Here is a 26,867-nt window from a genome sequence, read left to right as displayed (position 1 = left end):
TGGATAAACAGAACATAGGATTTGTTATCCTAGAATGGATAGGAAATCAATGAGATTCTTTACTAAGAAAAATAAATTTGGGTAGAAATAGGCTAAGCTTTTTTAGTACAGGGCAATATTTTGACAATAAAAAAGGAAGGCCCTAAACGGGCCATCCCTCTTCAACCAATCATACCACTAAAATGCGTATACCCCTACATAATATTCTGGGTAATACTCCTTAAAGTGTTCATTTAGTTTTTTAGTATGGGCAGCTGCGCGTTTTTCCCAATCTTGATATTCCTTTTCCAGTTTCCGCCCTTCGTCTAACAACGACTCACCTTCTTTTTGTACTTCTTTATTAAATTTTCCTTCTTCTTTTTTCAAATTGTTGAGTGAATGCTCAAAGGCCCTTCGTGTATGTTGTGACGACGTTGTCGTAGGCTCTTCCAAGACATACACGTCATCTGTTGAGAGATAATCATGTGCAATGTTTATTTCTGCATTTGCCATCATTTCACGAAGCGATTCTACAGAAACTTCTTTGCCGGTTTTTAAGTCATTCTCCAATTTGGAAAGGCCGCTCATGGCCTTTTCCAAGTTTACTTTGTATAGCCCTGAAACGTCGGCTCCTTCTTTATTGAGTTCTTCAATACCTTTTTGTAGATGTTGTGCAGCCTCTTTTTTATTGTCCTGTTTTAGACTTACCAATGCGGCGGCAAAATGTCCATCAGACTCATTGGGCAGCTTTGTGACCGTATAATCTTCTATTACATTGTCCACTTCCTTTGGGGTTTCTTTACAACCGAGAAAGAGGGAAGTAATCATTATGAACGCTAAAACTCCTTTGGTTTTCATCTTTCTAAATTTTACGCTTTTATTAAAATATACCTGGCAACCTGAATTTGGAAACAGATTTTTAACCAGGTATATGTGATATTTTTATTTGCCCATTTTTTTCATTTTGGGCCTATTAAGGATTTTCCCATTGGCATTTGTGTAGACGTGCATTTTTTCGTTGCCTTTGGTCAATTCCATTCTATAACGCTCACGTGCTTTCCCATTTCCATAACTTTTCATATTGTAAACGTCTTTTTCTATTGTCCATCCTGGATAGGATTTGGCCACCGCGTTTCTAACAGCAGCTGGAGGAGCTATGTTTTTGAGGTGTTCAGATGTGCTAATTAAATCTCCATACTTATTATAGGTAGCTGTAAACTCTTTTCCCTTTCCTTCAAGAGTGATATCAAAAGTGTCATAATCATCGACTGAGTCAATACTTCTATTGACATATACGTCGCTTTCAACGTATTCAATGGGTATTGCTGCATATTCCTCTATGGTGAAATCCGGATAATCCCGCTCTACTGCTTCAATAATAACTTCAGGAACATCTTCCTCTTTGATTTTTGCGGAATAGAGAACATCCTGTGCGAACGCCTGGGCACTTAGCCCTAAAACAACTAAACTTAATACTACTTTTTTCATGGTTTTTAGTTTTTATTTATTGTTTAACCATTTATTTTTTTAGAAATTAATCTATAACAAATGTAAGTTCGGTTTACAACCTCTGTTGCTACTTTTGTAGCAGAACCTATTCATTTTTACCTTATTTTTTTGGATTCTTTAAAGTGTTTTGGTCTTTGTTTTGTTAGGAGTTTCGGCCATACTTTAGCGGTACTTTATGACCTGTACTATTCCCCTATATTCGGCGACGACATACTGAAAAAATGAAAGAATTATTGGACTTTTGGTCAGCCCTGTTTTACTTTAAAAAAATTGAAAGCCAATTTCTATTTGTTCTGGAGTGGCGAAGTATTTTAATAGCCTTATAAAAGGCCCGTTCTACTATGCGTAAAAATACCTTTTATAAAATATCCGAAGTATTCGTAGTATGCTTCGTAAACTACTGCGATTATGTTTATTATTCTTTATAAGCTGTACGGTGACCTTTTAATTTGTTATTCCTTTTTATGAAATACATGGTTAAAATAGAAGTCTTTACCAATTTTGCCTATGTATATGGACGGATTTTAAATCCCTGAAATCAGGGCAAGAATCATTGCCCAATGCAGTATTGATTTTCAGTAAGGAAAACCGTATAAATACTACATCTACGGAATTACCTTTTATATGGCCAGTTATGGAGATAAAGGAAGATGATTATATAAAAAAGCCGTTCAAGTATATGTTTTGAACGGCTTTTCTTTTCTAAAAAATGATACTGCTATCTTCCATGTAATTTCTCCTGTAATAGCTCTAACTCCCTAGCTGTTTCCTTCATTTCCTCATGGGCCTTGATCATCTTTTCTTCTTCATTTGCGTTTAAATGGTCATAAACCATTAAGGAAAGCCTTTTGTGGCGATCGTGCAAGCGAGCTAATTGATCTCTATGAGTAATATCATGTTCCATCATAATTTTAAATTTTTAATTAATATTTAATTGTTTAAACTATTCTTTGTGTGCCTTAAACATTTTGATTCCCAATGTGAATCGAAACAATCCCATAAAGAAAAAGGCAAAACTTATGGTATAAACCAAAGTTAATTGACCCAGTATTGGTTTTGCCAACACCGCTAAACCTAAGAGTAAGGTTAAAACTGCGGCTGCCATGAACCAACCTGAATTTTTTATGGAACTGCTTTTAAGTTTGCTATAGGTTAGAAAAAAAGCGAATGACCTAATTACGAACCATATACCAAGAAGAATAGGCAGTACCTCCATGGTAAGATTTTCATTTGCAATGAGAAAATAACCTAATACCAAATCTATAATACCTCCAAAAAGAAATATAATCCATTGCTTAGAGGTCTTAATTAAGCCAATAGCATTAGTAATTTCAAAAATTCCTGTAACGAACATCACGTAGCTAAAAAATACCGCTAAAGAGATATATGTTGCAACGGGAGTGGCATAAAACCAAATGGATAGGGCTATAAATCCTATTCCCAATAAAATTTCTACCCACCAATATTTGGTGTTTAGACCTGGAAATTTTTTTGTTGATGATATTTCTGATGTCATTTTAAAAAGTTTAAGGATTGTTTGATTATTTCTTAGAGCTAAATTATATAGGGTAGTAAAGAACTTTTGCTACCAAAGTAGCAGTAAGGGCAAATTGTCTATTCCACAGAGATTAATCTATGGTAGGGTTTAAGGAAAAGTAACTAAAGCCCTTAAAGAGAATTACGAGTTTTTAAAGTAGGGGTTGGAAGTAGTTCAAACTTAATTGAAATTGGAAGATTTTTGTCCCTAAGAAGACAAAACATATATTTGGTTTTTAATGATTGCGGTAGTACTTAGACATATTAATTATTAATGATGTTTTTTATATTATTTTCGGACATTCATATTTTTAATTTCAAAATCCAAGTTACCGGTTTGTTTTTTATCGCGGATGGACGTCACATATAACTTTGTAAGTTTTATAGAATCCTTGGGAGTTGTTCAAGGATTGCTGTTGGGCTTTATGTTGATATTTGTTAGAACCAAAAGAAAAAGAGCTACGCATTATTTAGGACTTTTCATTATACTGTTTTCCTTGGAACCCGTGACTAATATATTGGGCGACCTTAATATTCTAAAAACTCATCCCCAATTAGAGCTACTTCCTTTTGGATTTCACTTTTTAGCCTACCCCTTATTCTATATCTATATTCAAAAGGTTTCCATTTTGGAACATAGAAAGACCAGTTATTGGACCTTGATACCTGGAATATTGGAGGTGTTGATAGGGCTGGTCATTTTCTTTATGCCAGTAGATACGAAAATGATACTGGCCAATTCAATTTGGGAAAAAATCTATTTTTCAACAGGACTAGGTTATACGTTTTTTATATGTATGTTGATATTGAATTGGATTAGAATGCATCGAAGGGAGTTGGAGAATCAGTATAGTTTGTTGATTCACAGGAAATTGGACTGGGTAATTTGGTTTATTTGTGGCAGTATACTTTTTCATTTGTTCTTGTTGGAATATCATTTTTGGGGTAATGAACCTCTATATCTCTTCGTAGCAATAGCCAACGTTGTTCTTATCTATTGGATATCCTACCAAGGGTTGATGCAAAAGAACATCAATAGTTTACAGGAAGAAATGGATGGCTTGGCACCTGATAGTAATAGAGTCAATACCGTGAAGCCATCGAGTACGGATGAATCCGATATTTATGAAAATTCAAAGAAAAAGCAGGATTTGGTTTCGGATGAAGAGGTTGAAAATATGATAAATGCCATTGAGGAATATATTGAGGCATCTAAATGTTTCACAAAGCAGGACCTTACAATTATGGATTTGGCGGATGCCGTCAACATACATCCAAAGAGAATTTCCTATGCCATAAACAAAGCCTTGGATCTTAATTTTAACAGCTTTATCAATAATTTTAGAGTGGAATACGCCAAAGAGCTCTTCCAAAGTGACAAAGCCAAAAAGTTGTCCATTGAAGGTATTGGCATGGAAGCGGGGTTTCACTCCAAATCTACCTTTTACAGCTCTTTTAATAAATTAGAGGGCACCACTCCGGCAAAATTTAGAAGATTTGGTTCCTAGTATTATGTTCAAAATTCCGAAATCCGTACATTTTTTTCAACTTTTCAACGTCTTTGCATTACCGTTCTCTCGAAATTTATAGCATATTAAAATAATGTTTCACAGATGATACTCTATTACAAAAATCTGTGTGGGGGAATTGATTTTTGACGAATGTAATCTTAATACTATTATTGAAAATAGAGGATAAGGTGTACAAGGGTTGAATTTAGTTATCCCAGAACTTGAGGGAAGAGTTAGTTAAAACGTATTCAAGGCATCAATTACCGTTAAATACAATATCGATGTTAGGACTTCATGACTTAGAACATATAGTGATATTAAAAGTGGCCTCTTTAAAAAGATCAAGGGACTTCTATGCTAATAAAATGGGCCTTAATGTAATTGTAAGTGGCAGTAAGGAGCATGGCAGGATAAAAAACAGGCCCCAAATTTGTTTGGATCAGTTAGGTACACGATCAAAATACACACCGCGTCACGTGTGTCCAGGAAGCTCGGAGATTCATTTTTTCTCAAAAAGGGCCATAGAAGAACTTGAACATATTTTATTGGGGCAACAGATCCCCATTATTTCTAGGGATACATTCTATAATGAAGAAAGAGAAGAACAAGAATGTATCTATCTACATGACCCCGATGGTAATTTATTACGAATAACGGGCTCCCCTTATCCAAACGTTTGATTCCCTTTACTTTTGTTTTTTGGTGTTCTTTTGATTGAATACTGCCCCGTTAAAGTTTTTAATGGGAACTATGTCCATTCCTGCCGTATAAAAATATAAGGAGTATAATGTGTTGGTTCATATAGGTTTACAGTGTTCAGATTATGATGGCGGGTTCGATTTTCCGAATTCCGAACTTCCCGTACTTTATTTTCCTAGTTATTTTCTCTTAGTACCCAAATCTTTGTGTGGAACATTTACAGGTTCATCACTGAAATAGAAAACCACAAAAATAAACCATCATGCAAACTGAAAATAGTCAATACCTAAGAAGTATAGAAACACTGAAAGACTCAACATTTTTTAAAGCTACCCCAAAAGATGCCCTAGCGGAATTAATGGAAAAATTGGTGTATAGAAAATGGGACAAGGGAACATACTTGAGTGGTGCCTACGAACCGCTCCCATTTTTTTACATAGTGGTTACTGGAAAAATTAAGGAATATCAAGTTGATGAGATCAGTGAAAAGGAGCGTACCAATTTTATTTTGTCCACCGGGGACGTTTTTGATGTTCTCAATTTGTTGGATGACAGACCCCATAAAATTCATTGGGAAACCCTTGAAGAAACAGAGGTTTTAATGATAAGAAAGGAAGAAATGCTTCGCTGGATGGATAAATATCCACAAGCACAAAAACATTTATATCAATACATGGCTTCGCATGTAAGAATGTTGGAGGATATGACCGCAGATCTTTCCATGCGTCCTACATTGGTAAGATTGTCCAAGCTGTTGATTCAAAGTTTTGATATGGATAGGGGATGTTTACGTAGGATTGATAACCTGCCGAACAGCGAACTGGCAAAATTAATTGGAACTACAAGGGCTGTTTTGAACAGGCACATTCAAGAGTTAAAGGGTTGTGGCGCCATATCTGTTCAGCGCAAAAAAATCAATATCGAAAATACGGATAGGCTTATGATGATTGTACAGAATAGTCATGTGCCTTTAGCTGCACATTGTTAAGGAGGTATTCCAAAAATTTATTTGGTCATAGCCAAAGAAACTTTCTCTCTGAGAAAAAATCGGCAATAATAGACATAGAATTAAAATAGAATAATTAAAAACATCATAATTATGAAATATCAAGACCCACAAAAAAACACATGGAGCGCGTCCCGATACGCATGGATTTGTGCCATAGGTATCATAGCTGTAATGTCCTTATTGGAACTATTATTTTCCTTGGACGAAAGCTATGAAAATAGAGGGGTTCGGTTATTGAACCTAGTTTTTATCATAATCGGTTTTATGCTAATGGTTTATCGTTATACGAACAATAGGTCTCATACCGTCAGTTATTTGGAAGCTTTTAAGCTATGTTTAAGAGCTGGGGTTTATCTCTTGATTTTGTTTTTCCCGTTATTGGCTTTGGTTTTGGAAATTGACCCTTCCGAGCTGGTCAGATTAAAACTTGATATGCCTTTTGCGAACCAACTCACAGATCTTGAAATTATGGGAACCTTGTTTGTCGAAATGCCGGCATTTATATTTATTTCTGCATTGGTCTCAGCTCCCATTTCGGCATTTGCCAAAGAAAAAAGACAATTGAACCACCAGTAAATTAAGATTTTTCAAAACCTAATTTAAAAAAGGAAATAGATTTCTTTAATCCTTCTCTTTCAGAATGATGTTAAAAAATTAATTAGATGATATATAATCTTGTTCCATGCACAAAAATAAAAGAATAGTAGTAGTGGGTGCGGGTTTCGGCGGAATTGAACTCGTAAAAAAATTGAATAAAAAACAGTTTGACATCCTACTTATAGACCGTAATAACTATCACAATTTTCAGCCCTTGTTGTACCAGGTAGCCACTGGCGGATTAGAACCGGATAGTATAGCCTATCCAGTACGACGAATTTTCAGAAAATATGAACATATAAGTTTTAAGATGGCGGAGGTGAAACAGGTTGATGTGGATAACGGAATACTGGAAACTTCTATAGGGAATATCACCTTTGATTATTTGGTGGTTGCCACAGGAAGCATGACCAATTTTTTCAATTTTGATGCTGTCAAGGATGCGATGTTCAACTTAAAATCTATTCCAGATGCTCTTAACCTTCGCAGTTTTTTATTCCAGAATTTGGAAAAGGCTTTTGCCAAAAAAGAAAAGGCTAAACTTGAGGAAATGATTAATGTAGCCATTGTTGGTGGTGGACCTGCGGGAATTGAGTTGGCAGGTGCGTTGGCAGAGATGAAAAAATATATGCTCCCAAAGGATTTTCCGGGATTGGATTTAACCAAAATGCATATCAACCTTTATGAGGCAGCACCCAAATTATTATCTGCTATGTCCGATGAGGCATCCGTAAAGGCGCTGGACTTTCTCAAGCAATTAGGGGTAAATGTCTTTTTGGATGCCAAGGTTAGTAATTATGACGGCAAAGTGGTACAACTTGGTGATGGCACTACATTTTTAACGGATACCTTAGTTTGGGCAGCAGGGGTAAAGGGAGCTCCAATAGAAGGTTTATCACAGGATTTTATCACTAAAGGAAACCGAATAAAGGTCAATGAATTCAACCAAATACTAGGAACAAAAAATTGTTTTGCCATTGGCGATGTAGCTGCGTATGAAAGTGAAAAAAATCCAAAAGGGTTGCCCATGTTGGCTCCCGTAGCACAACAACAAGGAAGCTTGTTGGCCAAAAACCTACAAAAATTGGTATCGGGTAAAGAGATGAGCTCGTTTTCATATAAAAACAAAGGTGTCATGGCCACTATTGGAAGAAATAGAGCCGTGGTAGATTTACCGCACTATAAATTTCAAGGTGTATTTGCTTGGTTCGTATGGATGTTTGTACACATTTTTTCCTTGGTCGGTTTTCGAAACAAGTCAATAGCCTTTATCGATTGGTTCTCAAACTATCTGAATTATGACCGACCCTTGGGGTTAATTATAAGACCGTACCACAAAAAAATCCTAAAGGAGCATAAGATAGAGGGCAATTTGTTTCCAAAAAAATTGCCCTCTTTGCTACATAAGTAGCCATAGCTCTGCCATCACCTAGCTAATTTTGATACTAAACTAAAAAACTGATAGTATGAATTCGCAAACAATAACAATGAACAAACCCATGGGAGTGAACCCAAAGTACTGGTGGGCACATTTTTTACTCGGTTTCGGGCTTATGGCACTTTCTATTTGGTCTTACTTTACACCTATAGAAACCTATATCTCTTTTGCCCTGCTATTTAGCTATGCGATGTTGGCCACTGGTATTTTTGAAATTTTTAATGCCTTCAATGTCCGAAAACACTTTCAAAGATGGAGTTGGGTGTTTTTGGCGGGTTTTGTAGACCTTGTAATAGGGTGTTATCTTATAACCTACGAATCGGTTACCTTAAGCATATTGCCCTATATACTAGGGATATGGCTTATTTTTCGTTCCTTGACCTTTATTATGTTTTATTGGAAAATCAACAGCACCGAGAAAATTTCAAAATGGGCGTTGGCCATAGCTTTCTTGAATTTGATTTTTGCTTTAGTAATATTGATCAATCCACTAATCGGTGAACTCAGTCTAGTTTATTTAGTAAGCTTTGCCCTTTTCTTTATGGGGTTATTCAGGATTACACTGGGTTTTCAATTATGGAAAGGCTAAAACTAAGAGTTATTTCTTTATTTTTTTGGCTATATTGACTACCATAAAATCATGGGCAAGATAAAGCCGTTGGACGTTCAGAATAAGACAAAGAAGATAAAGGTGAAGGATTCTTTAAGATGTGGTCTCTATCATGAATGCGGCGATAAGCAAGACCAATAGTTGTACGGAGAGATTTTCTAATAAAAGTATTTTAACCGCCAATGCAGTTCCCCGACATTGAAATAACAGAAAGACTTTTTCTTTATTTCGGTATTGTAGCCTTTATCATTTTTGTCCTCGTTGTTTTCTTTATAAACAGATTTACGGTTAAGTATAGGGACAAAGGTGAAATTCCCGTGCAAAGTGGGGGTAATGAAAAATTCGAGGTAGGAATGATTATCATCGCTGTTTGCATTACCACTTTTTTTTTGGTAATGACATTGATGGGGATGAAGAGTATACAGACTATCCCAGATAATCCTAAGGCAGATCTAAATATCATCGGGCATCAGTGGTGGTGGGAAGCAAGATATACCGAAAGCGGTGTATTGACGGCAAACGAGATACATATACCAGTCGGAGAAAAAATATTATTGGGACTTACATCGGCAGATGTAATCCATAGTTGGTGGATTCCTGATTTGGGAAGAAAACTTGATATGATTCCAGGAATGAAAAGCTATATGTGGCTTTACTCAGAAAAGGAAGGAGAGTTTTTAGGGGCTTGCAGCGAGTTTTGTGGAGCGCAACATGCTAGGATGCGTATTCGTGTTATTGTGCAAAGCCGAGAAGATTTTGAAGCTTGGGAGCAAGGACAGTTAAAAGAGGCAAAGTTTAGTTCCGATGCACTTTTTAATCGAGGCAAACAAGTGTTCGAGGAACGCACCTGTACCAATTGCCACAGTATAACCGTAAATCAGGATAGTGCTGATATAGGCCCCAACCTGACCCATTTTGCAAGCCGTAAACATTTTCTAAGCGACATGAAGGAAAATAATAAAGAAAATTTAAGGGCTTGGCTAAAGGATCCCCAACAGGTTAAATCCGGGGCTAAAATGCCGAATTTTATTTTTCCGGAAGAAGAACTTGAAGCCCTAGTGCATTACCTGAGTAATTTAAAATAGACATAAGCTTACAGACCAAGAGAAACCAAACTTTAAAATTATACAATAGCCAAGGGTGAAATTCTTTATTAAAATACCAGAATCCATTGAGCAATTGCCATCCATAAAAACAGGTAATGGAAAACTACTTTGGATTTCTTCTGTGGACCATAAGCAGTTGGGCATAATGTATCTCTGGTTGGCACTTTTCTTTTTTATCATAGGAGGATTGGAAGCTATGGTTTTAAGAGCACAACTTGCGTTGCCCAATAATGAGTTGATATCTCCAGAGACCTACAACCAGCTGTTCACCATGCACGGGACCACTATGATTTTTTTAGTCCTTATGCCCGCATTGATCGGCTTGGGAACCTATCTGATACCTTTGATGATAGGAGCCAATGAAATGGCTTTCCCTAGATTGAATGCGTTTAGTCTTTGGATGACTTTCATGGGAGGAACCCTGTTGTATTTTAGCTTTTTTGCAGGGGGAGGGCCCGATGCAGGGTGGTTCAATTATGCCCCTTTGAGCGAAAATAATTATTCCTCCAGCCATGGGGTAGATTACTACCTTATCGGGTTGATTTTAACCGGTATTGGCAGCATCGGGGCCGCTCTAAATTTTGTGACAACGGTCTTGACCTTGCGTGCTCCAGACATGAAGTTGAACATGCTCCCACTATTTGTCTGGATGATGTTTATCAATGGTTTTTTGATTTTGGCCGCTTTTCCTTTATTAAACGCGGGACTTTTTATGATGCTTATCGATCGTCAGTTCGATGCCCATTTTTTTATACCTTCTTCCGGGGGATCTGCCATCTTATGGCAACATTTTTTCTGGGCCTTTGGTCATCCGGAAGTTTACATTTTAGCTCTGCCGGCATTCGGTATCATATCCGAAGTTATTCCTGTATTTTCAAGAAAACCCATTTTTGGCTATAAGTTTGTAGCTTCATCCACTGTAGCCATTGCACTTTTGGCATTTGGCGTTTGGGTACACCATATGTTTGCCGTTGGCATGTCGAACACGGTGAACGGTTTTTTTGCAGCTAGTAGCATGCTCATTGGTATTCCAACGGGTATCAAGGTCATTAATTGGATAGGAACGATGTACAAGGGGAGTATCCGTATGACGGTATCCATGATGTTTGCCCTTGCCTTTTTAATAGATTTTACGATTGGCGGGTTAAGTGGGGCATCTTTTGCCATAGTACCTATTGATTGGCAATTGACAGATACTTATTATGTAGTTGCCCACATTCATTACGTGTTCCTGGGAGGTACCGCCTTTGGCATATTCGCCGGTATTTTTTATTGGTTTCCTAAAATTACGGGAAGGCATTTGTCTGAAAAATTAGGAAAATGGCATCTCTGGTTGTTCGTATTTGGGTTCAACATGACTTTCTTGTTGCAGCATATGTTAGGTATTTTGGGTATGCCAAGGCGCATCTATACCTATCCAGATCTCCCCTATTGGAAGATTTTGAATCTCATATCGTCCATAGGTGCAATTTTTATGTTTGTGGCCATTGGTATTTTTCTTTACAACATTTTTATAACGTTGAAAAAACCAAGAAGCGCAGAGGACAATCCATGGGAGGCATGGACCCTTGAATGGAGTACGCCCTCTCCGCCAAACTTGAAGAATTTTGAGCAATTGCCCCCCATACATAGCCGTAGGCCCCTGTGGGATTTGAATAATCCGGACAATCCTGATAAACGCTTAAATTGATGAAGGATAAAGGAAAATTGTTGATACTCTTGCTGGTTGGATCTGAAACGTTTTTTTTCATTTCGTTGATAATCGCATATGTGTATTACAGAAATTTCACGAATACGGTAGATACTGTGGCACATACCCTAGATGCAACCAGGGCTGGTATTTTCACGCTTTTTTTGATAGCGAGCAGCGTTACCCTGATTGTGGCAAAAAATGCACTGAAAAAGGATAACAGAAAACGGTTTAAAATTTTTCTCGTGCTCACCGTGTTATTGGGAGTCATTTTTATTTCAGGTCAGATAGGAGAATATATCGGCTTATATAAAAAACAGATTACTTTGGATTCTGATGTATTCGGGTCTAGTTTTTTTACCCTAACAGGGTTTCATGGGCTGCACGTGATATTGGGATTGATAGCGTTGACGATTATTTTTTTATTATCTATTGGAAAAATGGAGAGGGTAGGGGTTGCTGCCTTTAGCGGCATGGATGTCTACTGGCATTTTGTGGATGTGGTATGGATTTTTGTCTTCTATTTTGTATATATAATGCCTTTATTATGAGTGGAATGGAATATTTTTTAAGATTTGAAAATTGGTCTGCGGGTTGGCTTTTGTTTTTTGTCTTCTTGTGGATTTCCCATGTAGTCGTCCTAAAATCTTCACGAGTGCACAAGGTTTGTTTTGCCTCGGGCTTGTTCATTTTATACTTGGTTTTTGGTTCTCCTTTGGCTCTTCTTTCGGAGTATGGTTTGCACAGTACAGCGATGGTTAAGCAAATGCTAATAGTAATGGTCGCACCCATATTAATTTTAAACGGAGTGCCAAAGAATATTTTTGCAGGCTCAATGCGTAATGATTTTTGGAATAGTGGCAACAGCAAGAAATTGGTTATGGTTGCTTGGTTCTTAGGCGCTTTGGCCATGTGGGGAGGACATTTTTTTGGAGCCATTGTGATGTCTGCAAAGACCGGTTTGGCAATTTGCGGTATTTCGGCACCTATTGAGGGATGGTTTTCCGCGGTTCCTGAAAATTTAATTTTAGCGGTGCTACTTTTAATGGGGGTGTTGTTCGCCTTGCCCGTATTTAATCCCAATCGCTCTCATCGAATAGGAGCTTTGCAGTCTGTTGCCTATTTGTTCACATCTTGTGTCAGTTGTTCCATATTGGGGCTTTACGTGACTTTCTCGGCCGTCTCGAATGCGACACTCAATACTACAACACTTCGCAACCCATTTTCATTGAGCTCTATTGCAGATCAGGAATTGGCGGGGATGCTCATGTGGGTTCCAGGTTGTTTCTTATATGTGTTTTTATGTATGGCAATACTGATGCGATGGTATGATGAAAAGGAGGGACAGCTTAAGCCACAACCTTTGATAATGAAAACAAAAAAAATTGAACAAATTCATACATAAGAGTATATGGGTATATATAGACCGAAACCGGAAAAACTACCGAGACCTACCTATTGGCCATTCTTTTTGGCTTTTGGGGTAAGCTGCTTATTGTGGGGAGTATTGACAACATGGATCATCTCCATAATTGGTGCAATTGTTTTTACAGTGGCCTTGATCGGCTGGATAAATGACCTGTATCATGAATTGAAAAATGACTGAAGCTATGTGCGATTGTGAAGAAGGACAAGATAAGGATACGATAAAACGCAGAAATTTTTTAACCAAGCTTACCAGCGGAATTGGTATGGTAATCGGTGCGATACTGGCTTTTCCATTGATAACGGCTATGTTGGATCCGGTTACAAGGAAGAAAAAACAAGTGTGGAGACGGGTAGGAAGCATGAATGATTTCAAATTGGGCGAAACAAAAATGGTCACATTTAAATCTGCGTCACCCTATACATGGAGTAAAAAAATTGCTAATTCCGCGGCCTATGTACGGCGGGAAAGTAGCAATGATTTCGTTGCATTTTCGGTAAACTGTGCTCATTTGGGCTGTCCCGTTCGCTGGGTTGAAAAATCTGAATTGTTTCTTTGCCCCTGCCATGGAGGGGTGTATTACAAAGATGGTTCGAGGGCCGCTGGCCCCCCGCCCAGAGGATTATATAGGTATCCTTTGCGAGTAAAAGATGAAGTTTTGGAAATTGAAACACAAGCAATACCTATTACTACGATGGACGCTTAAAAAATGGTCTAAAATAATTTAAGAAACTTGAGGAGCTATTTGAAAAATATACTAAAATGGATGGATGACCGGGGCGGATTCAGTGAACTGCTCAAGCCACTAACCACGCACCTGGTTCCACCCGATGCAACATGGAACTATGTATGGGGTAGCGCAACCTTATTTTGCCTTGTTTTACAGGTGGTAACCGGTATTTCTCTAGGTTTCCTCTATCAACCATCTGCAGATGTGGCTTACGAATCGCTCCAATATATTGAGAATGATGCATTTCTGGGAAGTTTTATAAGAGGTTTACACAATTGGGGTGCATCTGGCATGGTTTTCTTAATGGGAATACACATGGTACGCGTGTATTTAAACGCGGCCTATAAATATCCAAGGGAAATGTCATGGATTACCGGGGTTATCCTAATGGCGATAACCATTATTATGGCCTTCACGGGACAATTGTTGCGGTGGGACAATAACGGGGTATGGTCGGCAGTAGTGGCTGCTGAGCAAATGGGCAGAATACCTTTTATTGGCAAGTCAATTTCTTATTTTCTTTTGGGAGGTGATACCATAGGGGGAGAAACATTGAATCGGTTTTTTTCCATGCATGTATTTTTATTTCCGGCACTTATATTTTTAATGGTCACGTATCATCTGTATTTAGTTTTCAGGAACGGGATATCGGAACCACCAAAGGCAGGAAGACCCGTAAATCCTAAAACCTATCGTAAATGGTATGAGGAGATGCTGCAGAAAAAAGGAGTACCCTTTTTCCCCGACGCTTTATGGCGAGATGCGATTTTCAGTGCATTGGTGTTAGTGGTACTTTTGGTATTGGCTTTTTTTGTGGGTGCACCAGCGTTAACAACGGCTCCGGATATGACCAATGTCAACGTTGATCCAAAACCGGACTGGTATTTTACTTGGATATTTGCGCTTTTTGCGTTGATGCCTCGCGAAATAGAGTCCTACGTAATGTTTTTTGGGCCAGTCATAGGAATAGGGTTATTATTTGCTCTTCCCTTTCTATCCAATAAAGGAGAGCGCAGTCCGTTGAAGAGACCTTGGGCGGTGGCAGGAACCCTTTTTATTGTTTTATCAATTTCTTCACTTTGGTATATTGGGTCAATTGCCCCATGGTCCCCTAGGTTTGATGCCGAACCTTTAACAAAATACACCGTTCCAAAAGCATCTTCTCAAGTGGAAAGAGGGATACAATTGTTCAATGATGAGGGGTGCATCTATTGTCATCAAATAGGAGAGCAAGGTGGAATTAGAGGACCGAACCTGACCAATGTGCAAAACAGATTGAACAAAGATCAGTTGATTATTCGCATTGTAAACGGGGCTGAAAATATGCCTGCTTATGGTGGATCCTTGACAAAAGAAGAACTTGCTGATATAGTGGAGTTTTTATTGCAAAATCAAAAAAAATAGATATATTCATAGGATTGATATATAGATAGAAAAGGACCTGGAAATAATATGGATTGATTTTTTCAATGGCTACTAGGAACACTATCCGGGCCTATGTTATTTTCCTATAAAGATGCCAATATATTTGGGAGAATTCCTCGGATAATGAAGAGGGTGAAAATCGAGTTCAGTGAAATACACAACCTTCATTTTATTGGCAATATTCTTTTTAGGTCATTCTACGGAAGCCCAAACAGATACCTTATCCTATGGACTTCAATTTAGGGGGGATAGGGTTGGTTCATTGACGGCAACTAGAACTGAGACGAGTGAAAATACCATCCTTTATGACGAAGAGAGTAAAACTATCATCCATTTTTTGGGAAAAACTACGATAAAAACTAGTTTGCAGGTAGTCTACAAGAATGGGATCTTACAAAACAGCCAATACCGTGTTACTAAAAATGGCAGTCCCTATAAAAAAACAACAATTGATAGAGTGGGCGAAAAGTATCACATTGATTATGATGGGGATAAATCAATAATTAGTGCGCCGATTTACTATAGCGCCGCTCGATTATATTTTGAACAACCTGATAATATGAAAACAGTATTTGCAGAATTAGAAGGAGTTGACCACAACGTTCATAAAATAAAAAAGAATGTTTATGAAATTGATGACTCGGAAAACGGTAAGATGAACACGTATATTTATACGAATGGAATCCTTCATGAAGGCGTTTTCAAGCATACCCTTTACTCTTTCAAATTGCTTAGAAATAAGTAGTCTTTTTTAAACATAATCAAATACCTGAAGTAACTATTCAAAGTGCATAAAACAAAATCCATTTCACAGTCTAGCTAAGTTTTAAGTTTTATGGATCTATAATGGACTAATCCTTCTACTTTTGAAGTTAATATCTTGGTTCGATAAGGTTTGAAGAGTCCCCTAGAATTTACCTTCATTGTTAAGAACCTTTACTATAGTCTTAATAATTTCAAGATAAGATTTTATTAACTCAGTATCCGAATTTTGTTTTTGTTGGAAATTGATCTCCTCCCATATTTTAGGAGCCGGCCATAACTAGAGAATCTGGGCTATTTCCATTTATCTAAATGTACACATTGGCGGATGCCGTCCAGATTAATCGGAAAGATTATGAGAACCAATTAAATTCAAACTGATTCATACTGTTTTGGTACGCTTTTCCTATATTTAGATAACGAAAGAGTCAAAACGCTGAAGCACATGTCTTTACACGTGTCCTGTTTCGGAAAAAATATTGTAATAAGCTGATTTACAAACGAGTGTAGCTAACGGTTCTAACCCTGCCACCCCGACAAATTGAAAATAAAACCCTGTAAATATTTGATTTACAGGGTTTTATTTTTCACACCTTTTTGTAAAAAGCTCAATTTTATGATAAAATCAATCAAAGAGGTCGACAAATCAGTCAAAATTCATTGTCTTTAAAGGTCACTTCTCCTTTTTGCGGCGTACATATTTCTTGTGCTTTGAAATAATTTTTAACTTATTAGTGGGGCATAGTCAATCTTGAGCAAAAGTTTATTGGGATTGAAGGACTCTTGGATATAGTCAATCGCTCCGGATTACGGTCTGTGGAATTTCGATTTTATTGAATCTTTTGCCGTAAGTAGGACGATGGGTATATATGACATTGTTTTTATTATCAGTAGTTTACGTCTATTCTTGATACTGTTCATAACCGACACCCTAATAACATCGAAGATATTGCAATTTTCTATCACTGTAAAAATTTAGATTTTAAACTACCTATTCATTGTGGTATACCAACAAAGATGTTGTGCTTTACAGGCATAACATTTATGTAAGATCAATTTGACCAATTATAAGTGAGTTGAAATATTCGATCTTACATATAACCATTAATATTCATAATTTTTTATTAAATTAATTTTTATTTTGTGAAATCGACTATGGTTATTTTCAACTATTAACAAAAAATGAAAATTGAACTAGCTTTTCAATTCGGTATGTGTAACCATCACTAGTATATGTAGCCATTTTTTAATGAAGGAACGATTCTCGAACTAATGCAAACCTCAAAGGCCACGAATAGACAACACCAAAAGAATGCCCTACGGCTATGGTGCGAGCTGAAAAAAGGTAGTACTTCTGCCTTAGGTAGTTTGTACGACATTTATATAGATGATCTATTTTCATTTGGAACTGAATATTCTAAGGATAGGGAATATGTTATGGATTGTATTCATGACCTCTTTTTTGATTTGTATAAATACAGAGTTAAGCTAAACATGACGGATAATGTAAAATCTTATTTGTTTAAATCGTTACGGCGAAAGGTTAATAGAAAATATTCCAGAAAAATTTTACCTCAACAAACCAAATACCCTTTTTCGACAAAGGATTTGCAAACAGACCATACGAGTTCGGTTGAAGAAGATATTATTCGTTCAGAAAATACTGCTGAAAAAAGTGCTAAACTGACAACGGCTCTCGAAACGTTGACCAAAAAACAGAAAAAAGGTTTGCTTCTTCGTTTTTATCAGGATAAGTCTTATGAAGAAATTGCAGAAATCATGAAAACTTCTATACCAACCGCAAGAACTACAATTTATAGGGCCATTAAAATGCTTCGAAGACAACCACTTTCCTTGTTCGTTTTGCTACATTCTTACTTGTTTTCTTAAAAAGTTTAATTTTTTTGTCTATAAAAACCTAATTGGTCACTTATAATATATGTAGGGTCTAGTTACATGTCCGTACTTTTTGGATGCCTCTGAAGAATCTCTAGGTCCTTAATAGTTAATTTATGAAAAATCATAAACTTGAAAATATTGGTTCTAAATCCATTTCAGTAGCTGAAAAAAAGAAACTGAAAGCTCGAATACTCTCCACCGTTGAAGGCCATAGAAGGAAAAAGAAAAGGTTTGGCTATGCCCTTTCATTGGCCGCATCACTTCTAGTGCTTTTGGCTTTAGGGTTATATCTTAATCAAGAAAAAGAAACTACGATTAGAGATTTTGCAAAATCTTTAAAGCGTATACAATCTGAAAATACACAAAAAGTGACGCTCGTTCTCAATAAGGGCGAAAAAATTAATTTGGATGAAGATAATCCAATGATAATTTATTCTACTTCCGGAAAAAATGTAAGTGTAGGCAATTCCCGATCATTAAGTCAAGAAACTTTAGATGACGACAAGGTGATTTACAATACCTTGGTGGTGCCCTTTGGTAAAAGATCAAAAATACAGCTGTCCGATGGTAGCACAGTTTGGATTAATTCAGGGTCTCGATTCATATATCCAGCAGTTTTCGCAAAAGATAAAAGAGAGGTTTATATTGAGGGAGAAGCAATTTTTGAAGTTAAGCATAATAGAAACCGACCTTTTGTCGTAAGCTCTGAAAATCAGAGGATAGAGGTATTGGGTACAGTCTTCAATGTCAATAACTATGCCGACGAGGGTTCGGCGTTTACTGTGCTAAAAAGTGGTAGCGTACAAATAAGTTACACCGGTAATTTCTCGGAGACATTTGCCGAAAGCTTGACTATCGAACCAGGTACCTTGGCCAATTACGACAAAAGATACCATAAAATCTCATCAAAGAAAGTTGATGTGAATCGATATTTTTCATGGCGCGAAGGTGTGTTGATTTTTAAAAATGACGATTTGAATACGATAATGCGAAGGTTGTCTCGATATTATAATATCGACATTGACATCGAGAGCGAGAAAATTGCCGGTGAAACTTTTTCGGGCTATTTAGACCTTAAAGATGATATTGAAAAAGTTATGGAAAATATCAAAAAAACTACGGATTTGAAATACGAAAGAATAGAAAAACAAAAGATGAAGATAACTACTAACTAAAAGCAATTACTTTATGGCATAAATGAACAGTAAAAATAAAAAAGCCAGAAGATGGTGCAACATCCTCTGGCCGAAATAGCAACATTGCCTAAAAGGCAATATTAACTAACCTAATTACTAAATTATGAATAAAATTGTTGGTCTTACCCATATCCAGGGTATAATGACCTTAAAGATCGCCAGCATAATCCTTATGAGAGTTTTTCTGTTGTTCATTGGTATCGGTCTAGGTGCTGTATACGCGAATCCTTCGTATGCACAGACCAAAATCACCATAGACGCGAACGGTATCACTTATGAAGAACTATTCAATCGGATTCAAGGAAAAAGTGAATTTATCTTCTTTTATAAGGATAACGTGCTCAATCCGAATAAAAAAGTATACCTACAGATAAAGAAAGCCGAACTATCGACCATATTGGACCGTGTGTTTCTAAATACCGATTTAGACTATAGTATAGATGACCGCCAGGTAGTCATAAAGAAGCGGGATATGGTAATACAGGCAGAAACAGGCATACATTTTACTCCACAAGATTTTACGGTTTCGGGAACTGTTACGGATACCCAAGGGATTCCCTTGGCTGGTGCGAGTGTCTTGGAAAAGGGTACGACAAATGGTACACAGTCCGATTTTGATGGAAACTACACACTTTCTTTATCGAATGCCAGTGCCACACTAACTTTTTCATATATCGGCTATGGCACAAAAGATATTCCGGTCAACAATCAGAATTCGATATCGATTGTTTTGGAAGAGAGTGCGTCAGACCTTGATGAGGTAGTAGTAATAGGCTACGGAGTCACAGTTAAGAAAAAGGATCTGACCGGTGCCGTTGCAAGTGCTGATTTAGATAATGCTAACGAATTTCCAAATGTATCGATAGCCCAAGCTCTTCAAGGCAGTGTTGCGGGCCTCAATGTAGGTGCAACCACCAATGCGGGGCAAAACCCGATCATATCTGTCAGGGGCCAAAGCACTCTATCAAGTGATGCTGGTGCCAACGCACCACTGATTGTTTTGGATGGTATTATTTATAGGGGAAACTTGGTTGATTTAAATCCTGCAGATATTGCCTCTATAGATGTGCTAAAAGATGCAAGTTCTGCGGCTATTTATGGTTCACAGGCCTCCAATGGTGTAATTCTTATTACCACAAAAACGGGCAGAACATTACTTAAGCCCACTATTGAATACAGTACAAGTTACTCCATTCAATCTCCTTCTAATGTACTTCTTCCAATGAATGCCAGTGAGTTGGAAGAATTTTATCCAGATATTTTTTGGGCAGAAGGTGGTAGGCTGGCCCCTGATTATTTACAAGTAAACCCAGATTATGTGTGGCAAAATAACTTTAAAACAACTGAAATATCTGAGGGATATGCTAATGGGCAAGACACTCCTTGGTGGGACCTTTTCTCAGGAAGCGGTTTCGTCAATACGCATAACCTCAGCATACGTGGCAAAACGGAAGCTATAGGGTACTTCGTCTCTGGAGGTATTACAGACCAACAAGCTTATTTAAAAAACGACAAGTATACCCGATATAATTTTAGGATAAACTTTGATGCTAATATTACGGATTGGTTGAAAATTGGTACCCAGACATTCGTTTCTATTGGGGATTTTTCTGGTGTGACAGGAGGAAATACAATTCCGTTTGTATTGCAGCCTTGGGCACCTATTCGTGACGAGGATAGAGAAATCATTCCGAATCCGGAGGGAGGATGGTTGAACCCCTTTTTGACCATTGCTCAAGACGATTCAGAGGTCGAAAAGAATTTCTTCAGTAACCTGTATGCAGACGTAAAATTGCCATTAAATGGTCTTTCCTACAGACTTAATTACTCTAATAACTATAGAACCCAGAATAATGCCCGTTTTAATCCCTCCGCTAACAGTTTCACAGGAGGCGCCTCAAAAAGCTATGCGGAAGCTCGTGACTGGACCCTAGATAATATTTTAACCTATCAACGTACTTTTAACGAGGACCATAATATAAATTTAACCTTATTGTACGGGGTTGAAAAACGAAATATTAATTCCTTTAGAGCCGAAGCCAAACAGTTTGGAATAGACATTTTGGGATTCAATAGATTGCAAGCCGGGGATCCTACCCAAAATGTAATAGAATCTAATAAAGAAGAAGAAACCAGCCTATATTCAATGGTTCGGCTTTTATATGATTATAAAAACAAATATTACATTACTGGAACTGTTCGAAGGGATGGATTCTCAGGCTTTGGAAAAAAAGATAAGACCGCGGTATTTCCTACAGTTGGGTTGGGCTGGGTCATAAGCAATGAAGGCCTATTTGAAAATAGTTCTTGGGTTGATTTTCTAAAACTAAGGGCTTCTTACGGACAATCTGGAAGAAGAGGGCTTGGGCGCTACGATACGGCGGCGATAATAAGTACTGGCCCAAGTTATGTCTTTGGAGATGGGGGTCAAAGTTATCAAGGTCAGTCTATTAGTTCGCTACCGAATGATGCATTGGGATGGGAAACAACGACCGGAACGAATTTAGGGCTTGACTTTGCGTTAATCGGCTCAAAACTTAGGGGCAATATCGAATACTATAAAAATGACACCGAAAATATTCTTTATGCCATTCAATTACCCAATCTAACTGGTTTCAATTCGATAAATAGTAACATAGCTAAGGTCTCCAACCATGGTTTGGAGTTGGTGCTTTCCAGTACTTTAGTGGGCAATGATGATTGGAATTGGGAGGCCTCGTTTAATTTTAGTAGCTATCGAAATAAAATAGAATCAATTCTAGGCCCGCAGAACGACAACAACGGTGATGGAAAAGAAGATGATTTAGTCGGTGACGGTCTTTTTATTGGTGAGCCCCAAAATGTAATCTATGATTACGAAATAACCGGAATGTGGCAACTGGCAGATGAGGCTGATGGTTCAATTTTAACAGGGTTTTTCCCAGGAACCTATAAGCTTCGCGATCTTGACAACAGTGGCGATATTTCTTCCTTGGATGACAGAAAGATATTGGGCTATGAAGATCCTGCCTATCGTTTCGGCATTGCTAATACGGTAAGCCATAAAAATCTAAGCCTATACGTATTCATTAATTCTATTCAAGGCGGCAACGATTTTTACTACGGCAATGATGCTCCCCATGCCCATGGAAATTGGAACAAAAGGGATCAACTATCCTATAGCAATGTACCCAAGGGCGCATGGGACTATTGGATGCCGGAGAACCCAAATGCAAAATATAGACGTTTAGACCTGGCTTCACAGTTTGGGGCAACGCCTTACAGTCAAAGAAGTTTTGTGCGGTTACAAGATGTGTCATTGTCCTATGTTTTTCCTGATCAATTACAAGATGCATTACGGGTAAGTAACTTAAAGTTGTTTGTTTCCGGTAAAAATTTGGCAACATGGACAAAATGGAAGGGCTTAGATCCTGAGACAGGGGCAGGCTTTGCTCCTGGTGCGCCTTTATTGAGAAGCTATACCTTGGGACTAAATGTTGAATTTTAAACGTAGAACGATGAAAAATTTAAAATATATATTGGTTTTGTTATTGATAACGATTTCGTGCAATGAAGATGAGTTGTTAGAAGAGCAAGCCTTCAGTTTTTACACTCCTGATAATTCGTATACCACCCCTGAGCAGATAGATATAGCGGTCGTGCAGCTTTATGAAAATGTAAGTCAGATGTTATATGGTAGCGGAGCAAACGGCGATGCGTTTACTTTTCAGTACACTACAGATGTTGGCTATGATGCGATTGCACCCAACCATGAATTGAACTCATGGGGAGATCAAATACGACCTGAAAAACGACAGATATCAAGATTTTGGAACGATTTTTACCAACAAATCTATGATGCTAATGTAATCTTAAACAGGATAAACACTATTGAATATAGTTCGGAAGAGGAAAGAAATATTAAAATAGGAGAAGCTAAATTTTTTAGAGCATTTGCATATAGGGGTTTAGTTACTATTTATGGAGGTGTACCATTGGTCTTGGAAGAAACAGATTCCCCAAAAAGAGATTTTAGAAGAGCCTCCGTAGCAGATGTCTGGACACAGATAATAAGCGATCTGACTGAGGCCGCACAATTTTTACCGGGAGCCGATGAAGTCCAACAAGATGGTAGAATGGCCAAAGGTGCTGCCTACCATTTGCTAGCGGAAGCCTACATTGTAACAAAAGAATATCAAAAAGCAATTACCGCCGCTTCAGAGGTCATAGACAATCTTGGCTATGCTTTGATGAGAGAAAGATTTGGCACTAGAAGTGATGAACCCGGTGATGTCTATTGGGATTTATTTAGAAGGGGTAATCAAAATAGAGGGAGTGGTAACACGGAAGCAATTTATGTTTCGCAATATGAATTTCTTGTTCCTGGGGGTGAAATCAATGATAATTTGGCCCGTTTTCTTGTGCCTCTTTATTGGCAATTAAAAGGCAATAGTGATGGCGAAAACCTATTTTTGGGACCTACCAAGAAAAATGGAGGACGTGGTATCGGTTGGTGGGCAGCTTCCGATTACATGCTGAACCAGGTCTGGGAAGACGCGCAAAATGATATTCGAAATTCCGAATTTAATATTATCCGGGATATCGTGGCCGACAATCCCGAATCCGATTATTTTGGACAAAAAATTGTCGAGAGTGGATCCTTCACAGAGTTTGATGATCCTACTAAACGATGGTGGAGTGCTATTTTCGCCAAAAGCACTCCAATCAATAATTTCCCCGATCAAATAGTAGATAATCAAGCGAATAGTTCCTTTCGTGATCGCTATGTCATACGTTTGGCCGAAACCTACTTATTAAGGGCGGAAGCCTATTTTCTAAATGGGGATTCAGATGCTGCTGCTTCCGATATCAATGAAGTACGGGAGCGTTCTTTGGCGACCCCTATTACCGGGGGAGATGTAAATATGGAATTTATTTTGGATGAAAGGGCCAGGGAACTTTTTGTAGAAGAAAATAGGTTGATGACCTTAATGAGAATTGGGGTTATCGTCGACCGCGTGCGCACCTATAATCCGATGCATAACGGTCAATATGCTTCGAATCCGATTTTTGATTATCAGAATGTATGGCCGATACCTAATACAGAAATTGAAAGGAATACTGAAGCAACATTGGAACAAAATCCTGGATATTAAAAACGACCATTTATTTCCACTTTACTTTAGAGTGATAGGTAATGCCATGGTATGGCGATAAATGTTAAACAGTTGAGTTGGTTGAGTTAGTTTGGAAAATGGGACTTGGTATATCTATATCAGTCTCATTTTCTTTTGATAGAAATTGCCCAGTTTAAAATTGAAGATCTATGAAACTATATAAAGTTTTATTTCTTATGTGGTACTTGATAAATTTTGAAAGCGTCTGTGCGGTTCAATTTCAAGAGCCTGATTTTAAAACTTATAATATTAAATGGACGGAGCAAAGTGAAAATAGTGCGGAATCAATGCCAGTTGGAGGAGGTGATATTGGCTGTAATGTTTGGGTCGAGAACGGCGAACTTTTAATATATGTTCAGCGAAGCGGAAGTTTAGCTGAGACCAATGAATATTTGAAATTAGGGCGTATTCGCGTAAAATTGAGTCCGAACCCCTTCTCCGAAGAAGGTTCAAACCCTAAATTCAGTCAAGAATTAAAACTTAAGGATGGATATATAGATATTCGGGGTAAAAACAAGCATTCCGGAATGCCCCTGGAAGTAAAAATAGCGATTTGGGTCGAAGTTCAAGACCCTATTGTTCACCTAGAGGTCGAAGCAAACAAAAAAGTCAGGGTCGATGCCGCCTATGAAAACTGGCGTATGGATGAAGAGATGATCACCAATGATGGGCGAAGGCATTCTACCTTTACACTACATGCTTATCCAGGTGAAGTTACGCTATCAAAAGACCACGTCGAGCAGAAAGATAACGGTATTTTCTTCTATCATCGAAACCCCGACAATAAACTAGTTCCCAATTTGCTGATTCAACAACAAGGCTTGGAAAACTATAAAGAGGAAATTACCGATGATCTTAAAGGCCGAACTTTTGGAGGTATGCTTTTAGGTGATGGTTTTATTTCATCTAAGAATTCAACAGGTGTTTACGCCGGTAAACCTTTCAGGGCCTGGCATATCGTTTCAAGGAAGGAAAGAAAGAGACATCACATTAAAATGGTTACGCATATTGACCAAACTAAATCTTTAGAGGACTGGAGAACTGGATTGAACACAACTATAGTAAAAAGTTGGGAAACGAATACTAACAAAGTTCGTGTTTCTACTCGTGCATGGTGGCATAAATTCTGGTCCAGAAGTTACATTCTCATAAACTCGGAAACTGCTGGGCCAGACGACAAAGCATGGACTGTGGCACGAAATTATCAATTGTTTCGATACCAATTGGGGTGCAATATGTATGGTGAGTACCCTACAAAATTCAATGGTGGTAATTTCACTTTTGACGCTGGCCTTGTCGAAGGACAGAGAGATTATGGTCCTGATTTTAGGGCATGGGGCGGGGGTGTCTTTACCGCACAAAATCAAAGATTGTTATATTGGCCGATGTTAAAATCAGGTGATTTTGATGCACTGACACCACATTTTGAATTGTATCGAAAGGCATTATCGGGGGCTTTGGCTAGAGTAAAAAAGAATTTTGCCCACAAGGGGGCCGTTTATAGCGAGTATATTGGTGTGCCAGGATTAGCTTTGGGTGCGGGTTATGGCTGGCCCGAAGGTGTTCGTGAAAGGGGAAAGGAGGTCGCATTTGGAGATAAAAGAGTAGATGGTTCAAAAGCGTATAACGACATAGTGGAAAAAGGAGTGATGGCCAATGGGTCTATTTCATACCACTGGGAATCGCAGCTAGAACAATCTTATATGGTTTTGGAATATCATCGTTTTACCGGTGCTGATATTTCAAGGTATATTCCTTTCATAGAACAGTCCCTTATTTTTTTTGATGAACACTACCGGATAAGGCAGAAAATGCGAAACGGTAAAGAATTGAATGAAAATGGGAAACTCGTAATCTTTCCCTCTACTTCCTGCGAATCTTATCGAGGTGCGAAAAATCCTGTCGATGTGGTTTCCGGTCTTAAGGCATGTTTAAAAAATTTGCTCGAATTAGAAGAGAAATACATCTCTTCGGAAAAAAAACAATACTACAGCGATTTTTTAAATAGAGTTCCCGATTATGCATTTGAGGAAATCGATGGGCTTCCCATAATTAAACCTGCGGAGAGCTGGATTCGGGAATCGAACCAAGAATTACCCCAGTTTTACCCACTTTTCCCTTTCAATCAGTTTAAAATTGGGGATAAAGAAATTAGCTCGTTTAAAAATACCTATGAACTGGCTCCGGTATTTCGGAAAGGAAACGTCGTAAGCTGGCATCAAGATGGAATTTTTCTTGCAAGAATGGGAATGACAGAAGCTGCGGCGGAATATAACACTAGAAAATTATTGGACTCTGAACGGAAGTTTCCGACTTTCTGGGGTCCCGGTCACGATTGGGTGCCAGATCATAATTGGGGCGGATCTGGTATGATTGGCCTGCAAGAGATGTTGATGCAAACCATCAATGATAAAATAGTTCTGTTTCCGGCATGGCCAAAAGAATGGAATGTCGAGTTTAAACTCCACGCACCTAAAAATACCATTGTCAAAGGGGTTTTTAAAGATGGTAAATTGGTCGAGCTAGATGTGACGCCCGTAAATAGAAGACAAGATGTGAACCTGGTAAACTTTGAATTGAAACAATAAA

Annotated in this window: 23 protein-coding genes; 19 read left to right on the top strand and 4 right to left on the bottom strand. The window is 37.9% G+C overall.

Annotation, left to right across the window (positions count from 1 at the left end; translation table 11 throughout):
• Positions 1–177: 177 nt before the first annotated feature.
• The 4 genes from F2B13_RS05560 to F2B13_RS05545 form a co-directional block, all read right to left on the bottom strand.
• Positions 178–837, bottom strand: coding sequence for a hypothetical protein (locus F2B13_RS05560; protein ID WP_149276285.1), 660 nt, complete (start codon positions 835–837; stop codon positions 178–180).
• 84 nt (positions 838–921) lie between these two features.
• Complete coding sequence (locus tag F2B13_RS05555) at positions 922–1,467, bottom strand: hypothetical protein (RefSeq protein WP_149276284.1); 546 nt, start codon at positions 1,465–1,467, stop codon at positions 922–924.
• A 739-nt stretch (positions 1,468–2,206) separates the two neighbouring features.
• Positions 2,207–2,395, bottom strand: coding sequence for a hypothetical protein (locus tag F2B13_RS05550; RefSeq protein WP_149276283.1), 189 nt, complete (start codon positions 2,393–2,395; stop codon positions 2,207–2,209).
• A 36-nt stretch (positions 2,396–2,431) separates the two neighbouring features.
• Positions 2,432–3,004, bottom strand: a complete 573-nt coding sequence (locus tag F2B13_RS05545; RefSeq protein ID WP_149276282.1) for an HdeD family acid-resistance protein — start codon at positions 3,002–3,004, stop codon at positions 2,432–2,434.
• Between the two features lie 373 nt (positions 3,005–3,377).
• On the opposite strand from F2B13_RS05545, the gene F2B13_RS05540 reads away from it, so the two are divergent.
• From F2B13_RS05540 to F2B13_RS05450, 19 genes are all read left to right on the top strand, one after another.
• Positions 3,378–4,532: a helix-turn-helix domain-containing protein gene (locus F2B13_RS05540; RefSeq protein WP_149276281.1), complete on the top strand. Its 1,155-nt coding sequence runs from the start codon at positions 3,378–3,380 to the stop codon at positions 4,530–4,532.
• Between the two features lie 284 nt (positions 4,533–4,816).
• Positions 4,817–5,215 (top strand): VOC family protein, encoded by a 399-nt coding sequence (locus F2B13_RS05535; RefSeq protein ID WP_149276280.1) that lies wholly within the window; start codon positions 4,817–4,819, stop codon positions 5,213–5,215.
• A gap of 281 nt (positions 5,216–5,496) precedes the next feature.
• Complete coding sequence (locus F2B13_RS05530; RefSeq protein WP_149276279.1) at positions 5,497–6,222, top strand: Crp/Fnr family transcriptional regulator; 726 nt, start codon at positions 5,497–5,499, stop codon at positions 6,220–6,222.
• A 111-nt stretch (positions 6,223–6,333) separates the two neighbouring features.
• Positions 6,334–6,819, top strand: coding sequence for a hypothetical protein (locus F2B13_RS05525; protein WP_149303529.1), 486 nt, complete (start codon positions 6,334–6,336; stop codon positions 6,817–6,819).
• Positions 6,820–6,925: 106 nt separating this feature from the next.
• Positions 6,926–8,251 (top strand): NAD(P)/FAD-dependent oxidoreductase, encoded by a 1,326-nt coding sequence (locus F2B13_RS05520; protein ID WP_149276277.1) that lies wholly within the window; start codon positions 6,926–6,928, stop codon positions 8,249–8,251.
• 55 nt (positions 8,252–8,306) lie between these two features.
• Positions 8,307–8,867, top strand: a complete 561-nt coding sequence (locus F2B13_RS05515) for an HdeD family acid-resistance protein (protein WP_149303527.1) — start codon at positions 8,307–8,309, stop codon at positions 8,865–8,867.
• A 203-nt stretch (positions 8,868–9,070) separates the two neighbouring features.
• The gene (gene coxB / locus F2B13_RS05510) at positions 9,071–9,973 is read left to right on the top strand and encodes a cytochrome c oxidase subunit II (RefSeq protein WP_149276275.1); all 903 of its coding nucleotides are present in this window, start codon (positions 9,071–9,073) and stop codon (positions 9,971–9,973) included.
• Between the two features lie 55 nt (positions 9,974–10,028).
• Positions 10,029–11,684 carry a cytochrome c oxidase subunit I gene (ctaD, locus tag F2B13_RS05505; protein WP_149276274.1) on the top strand — a complete coding sequence of 552 codons (1,656 nt, stop codon included), beginning with the start codon at positions 10,029–10,031 and terminating at the stop codon, positions 11,682–11,684.
• The gene (locus F2B13_RS05500; RefSeq protein WP_149276273.1) at positions 11,684–12,235 is read left to right on the top strand and encodes a cytochrome c oxidase subunit 3; all 552 of its coding nucleotides are present in this window, start codon (positions 11,684–11,686) and stop codon (positions 12,233–12,235) included. Before ctaD ends, F2B13_RS05500 begins: the two co-directional genes overlap by 1 nt.
• A complete protein-coding gene (locus tag F2B13_RS05495; protein ID WP_198439814.1) occupies positions 12,232–13,089 on the top strand; it encodes a cytochrome c oxidase assembly protein in 858 nt (285 codons plus the stop codon). Before F2B13_RS05500 ends, F2B13_RS05495 begins: the two co-directional genes overlap by 4 nt.
• 6 nt (positions 13,090–13,095) lie before the next feature.
• Positions 13,096–13,290, top strand: a complete 195-nt coding sequence (gene ctaF / locus F2B13_RS05490; protein ID WP_149276271.1) for an aa3-type cytochrome oxidase subunit IV — start codon at positions 13,096–13,098, stop codon at positions 13,288–13,290.
• A 4-nt stretch (positions 13,291–13,294) separates the two neighbouring features.
• Complete coding sequence (locus tag F2B13_RS05485) at positions 13,295–13,816, top strand: QcrA and Rieske domain-containing protein (protein ID WP_149303525.1); 522 nt, start codon at positions 13,295–13,297, stop codon at positions 13,814–13,816.
• 39 nt (positions 13,817–13,855) lie between these two features.
• Positions 13,856–15,244 (top strand): cytochrome b N-terminal domain-containing protein, encoded by a 1,389-nt coding sequence (locus tag F2B13_RS05480; protein WP_232623016.1) that lies wholly within the window; start codon positions 13,856–13,858, stop codon positions 15,242–15,244.
• 169 nt (positions 15,245–15,413) lie between these two features.
• Positions 15,414–16,010 (top strand): DUF6134 family protein, encoded by a 597-nt coding sequence (locus F2B13_RS05475; protein WP_149303523.1) that lies wholly within the window; start codon positions 15,414–15,416, stop codon positions 16,008–16,010.
• 1,385 nt (positions 16,011–17,395) lie between these two features.
• Entirely contained in the window at positions 17,396–17,917 is a 522-nt protein-coding gene (locus F2B13_RS05470) for an RNA polymerase sigma factor (protein WP_198439813.1), read from the top strand.
• Positions 17,918–18,039: 122 nt separating this feature from the next.
• Positions 18,040–19,101, top strand: a complete 1,062-nt coding sequence (locus F2B13_RS05465) for a FecR family protein (protein WP_149276266.1) — start codon at positions 18,040–18,042, stop codon at positions 19,099–19,101.
• Positions 19,102–19,225: 124 nt separating this feature from the next.
• Positions 19,226–22,609 carry a TonB-dependent receptor gene (locus F2B13_RS05460; protein WP_149303521.1) on the top strand — a complete coding sequence of 1,128 codons (3,384 nt, stop codon included), beginning with the start codon at positions 19,226–19,228 and terminating at the stop codon, positions 22,607–22,609.
• A gap of 10 nt (positions 22,610–22,619) precedes the next feature.
• Positions 22,620–24,257, top strand: coding sequence for a RagB/SusD family nutrient uptake outer membrane protein (locus F2B13_RS05455; protein ID WP_198439812.1), 1,638 nt, complete (start codon positions 22,620–22,622; stop codon positions 24,255–24,257).
• Positions 24,258–24,427: 170 nt separating this feature from the next.
• Entirely contained in the window at positions 24,428–26,866 is a 2,439-nt protein-coding gene (locus F2B13_RS05450) for a DUF5703 domain-containing protein (RefSeq protein ID WP_149276263.1), read from the top strand.
• Position 26,867: the final 1 nt, after the last annotated feature.

The organism is Pareuzebyella sediminis (genome assembly GCF_008367235.1).
Taxonomy (GTDB): Bacteria; Bacteroidota; Bacteroidia; order Flavobacteriales; family Flavobacteriaceae; genus Pareuzebyella; species Pareuzebyella sediminis.
Note: the sequence above shows the minus strand (reverse complement) of the source record. Positions and strands in the feature narration are given on the sequence as shown.

Coding starts and splice junctions, on each gene's coding strand:
- F2B13_RS05560 (WP_149276285.1), bottom strand. CDS start 837: ATGAAAACCAAAGGAGTTTTAGCGTTCATAATGATTACTTCCCTCTTT.
- F2B13_RS05555 (WP_149276284.1), bottom strand. CDS start 1,467: ATGAAAAAAGTAGTATTAAGTTTAGTTGTTTTAGGGCTAAGTGCCCAG.
- F2B13_RS05550 (WP_149276283.1), bottom strand. CDS start 2,395: ATGATGGAACATGATATTACTCATAGAGATCAATTAGCTCGCTTGCAC.
- F2B13_RS05545 (WP_149276282.1), bottom strand. CDS start 3,004: ATGACATCAGAAATATCATCAACAAAAAAATTTCCAGGTCTAAACACC.
- F2B13_RS05540 (WP_149276281.1), top strand. CDS start 3,378: ATGGACGTCACATATAACTTTGTAAGTTTTATAGAATCCTTGGGAGTT.
- F2B13_RS05535 (WP_149276280.1), top strand. CDS start 4,817: ATGTTAGGACTTCATGACTTAGAACATATAGTGATATTAAAAGTGGCC.
- F2B13_RS05530 (WP_149276279.1), top strand. CDS start 5,497: ATGCAAACTGAAAATAGTCAATACCTAAGAAGTATAGAAACACTGAAA.
- F2B13_RS05525 (WP_149303529.1), top strand. CDS start 6,334: ATGAAATATCAAGACCCACAAAAAAACACATGGAGCGCGTCCCGATAC.
- F2B13_RS05520 (WP_149276277.1), top strand. CDS start 6,926: ATGCACAAAAATAAAAGAATAGTAGTAGTGGGTGCGGGTTTCGGCGGA.
- F2B13_RS05515 (WP_149303527.1), top strand. CDS start 8,307: ATGAATTCGCAAACAATAACAATGAACAAACCCATGGGAGTGAACCCA.
- coxB (WP_149276275.1), top strand. CDS start 9,071: ATGCAGTTCCCCGACATTGAAATAACAGAAAGACTTTTTCTTTATTTC.
- F2B13_RS05500 (WP_149276273.1), top strand. CDS start 11,684: ATGAAGGATAAAGGAAAATTGTTGATACTCTTGCTGGTTGGATCTGAA.
- F2B13_RS05495 (WP_198439814.1), top strand. CDS start 12,232: ATGAGTGGAATGGAATATTTTTTAAGATTTGAAAATTGGTCTGCGGGT.
- ctaF (WP_149276271.1), top strand. CDS start 13,096: ATGGGTATATATAGACCGAAACCGGAAAAACTACCGAGACCTACCTAT.
- F2B13_RS05485 (WP_149303525.1), top strand. CDS start 13,295: ATGTGCGATTGTGAAGAAGGACAAGATAAGGATACGATAAAACGCAGA.
- F2B13_RS05465 (WP_149276266.1), top strand. CDS start 18,040: ATGAAAAATCATAAACTTGAAAATATTGGTTCTAAATCCATTTCAGTA.
- F2B13_RS05460 (WP_149303521.1), top strand. CDS start 19,226: ATGAATAAAATTGTTGGTCTTACCCATATCCAGGGTATAATGACCTTA.
- F2B13_RS05455 (WP_198439812.1), top strand. CDS start 22,620: ATGAAAAATTTAAAATATATATTGGTTTTGTTATTGATAACGATTTCG.
- F2B13_RS05450 (WP_149276263.1), top strand. CDS start 24,428: ATGAAACTATATAAAGTTTTATTTCTTATGTGGTACTTGATAAATTTT.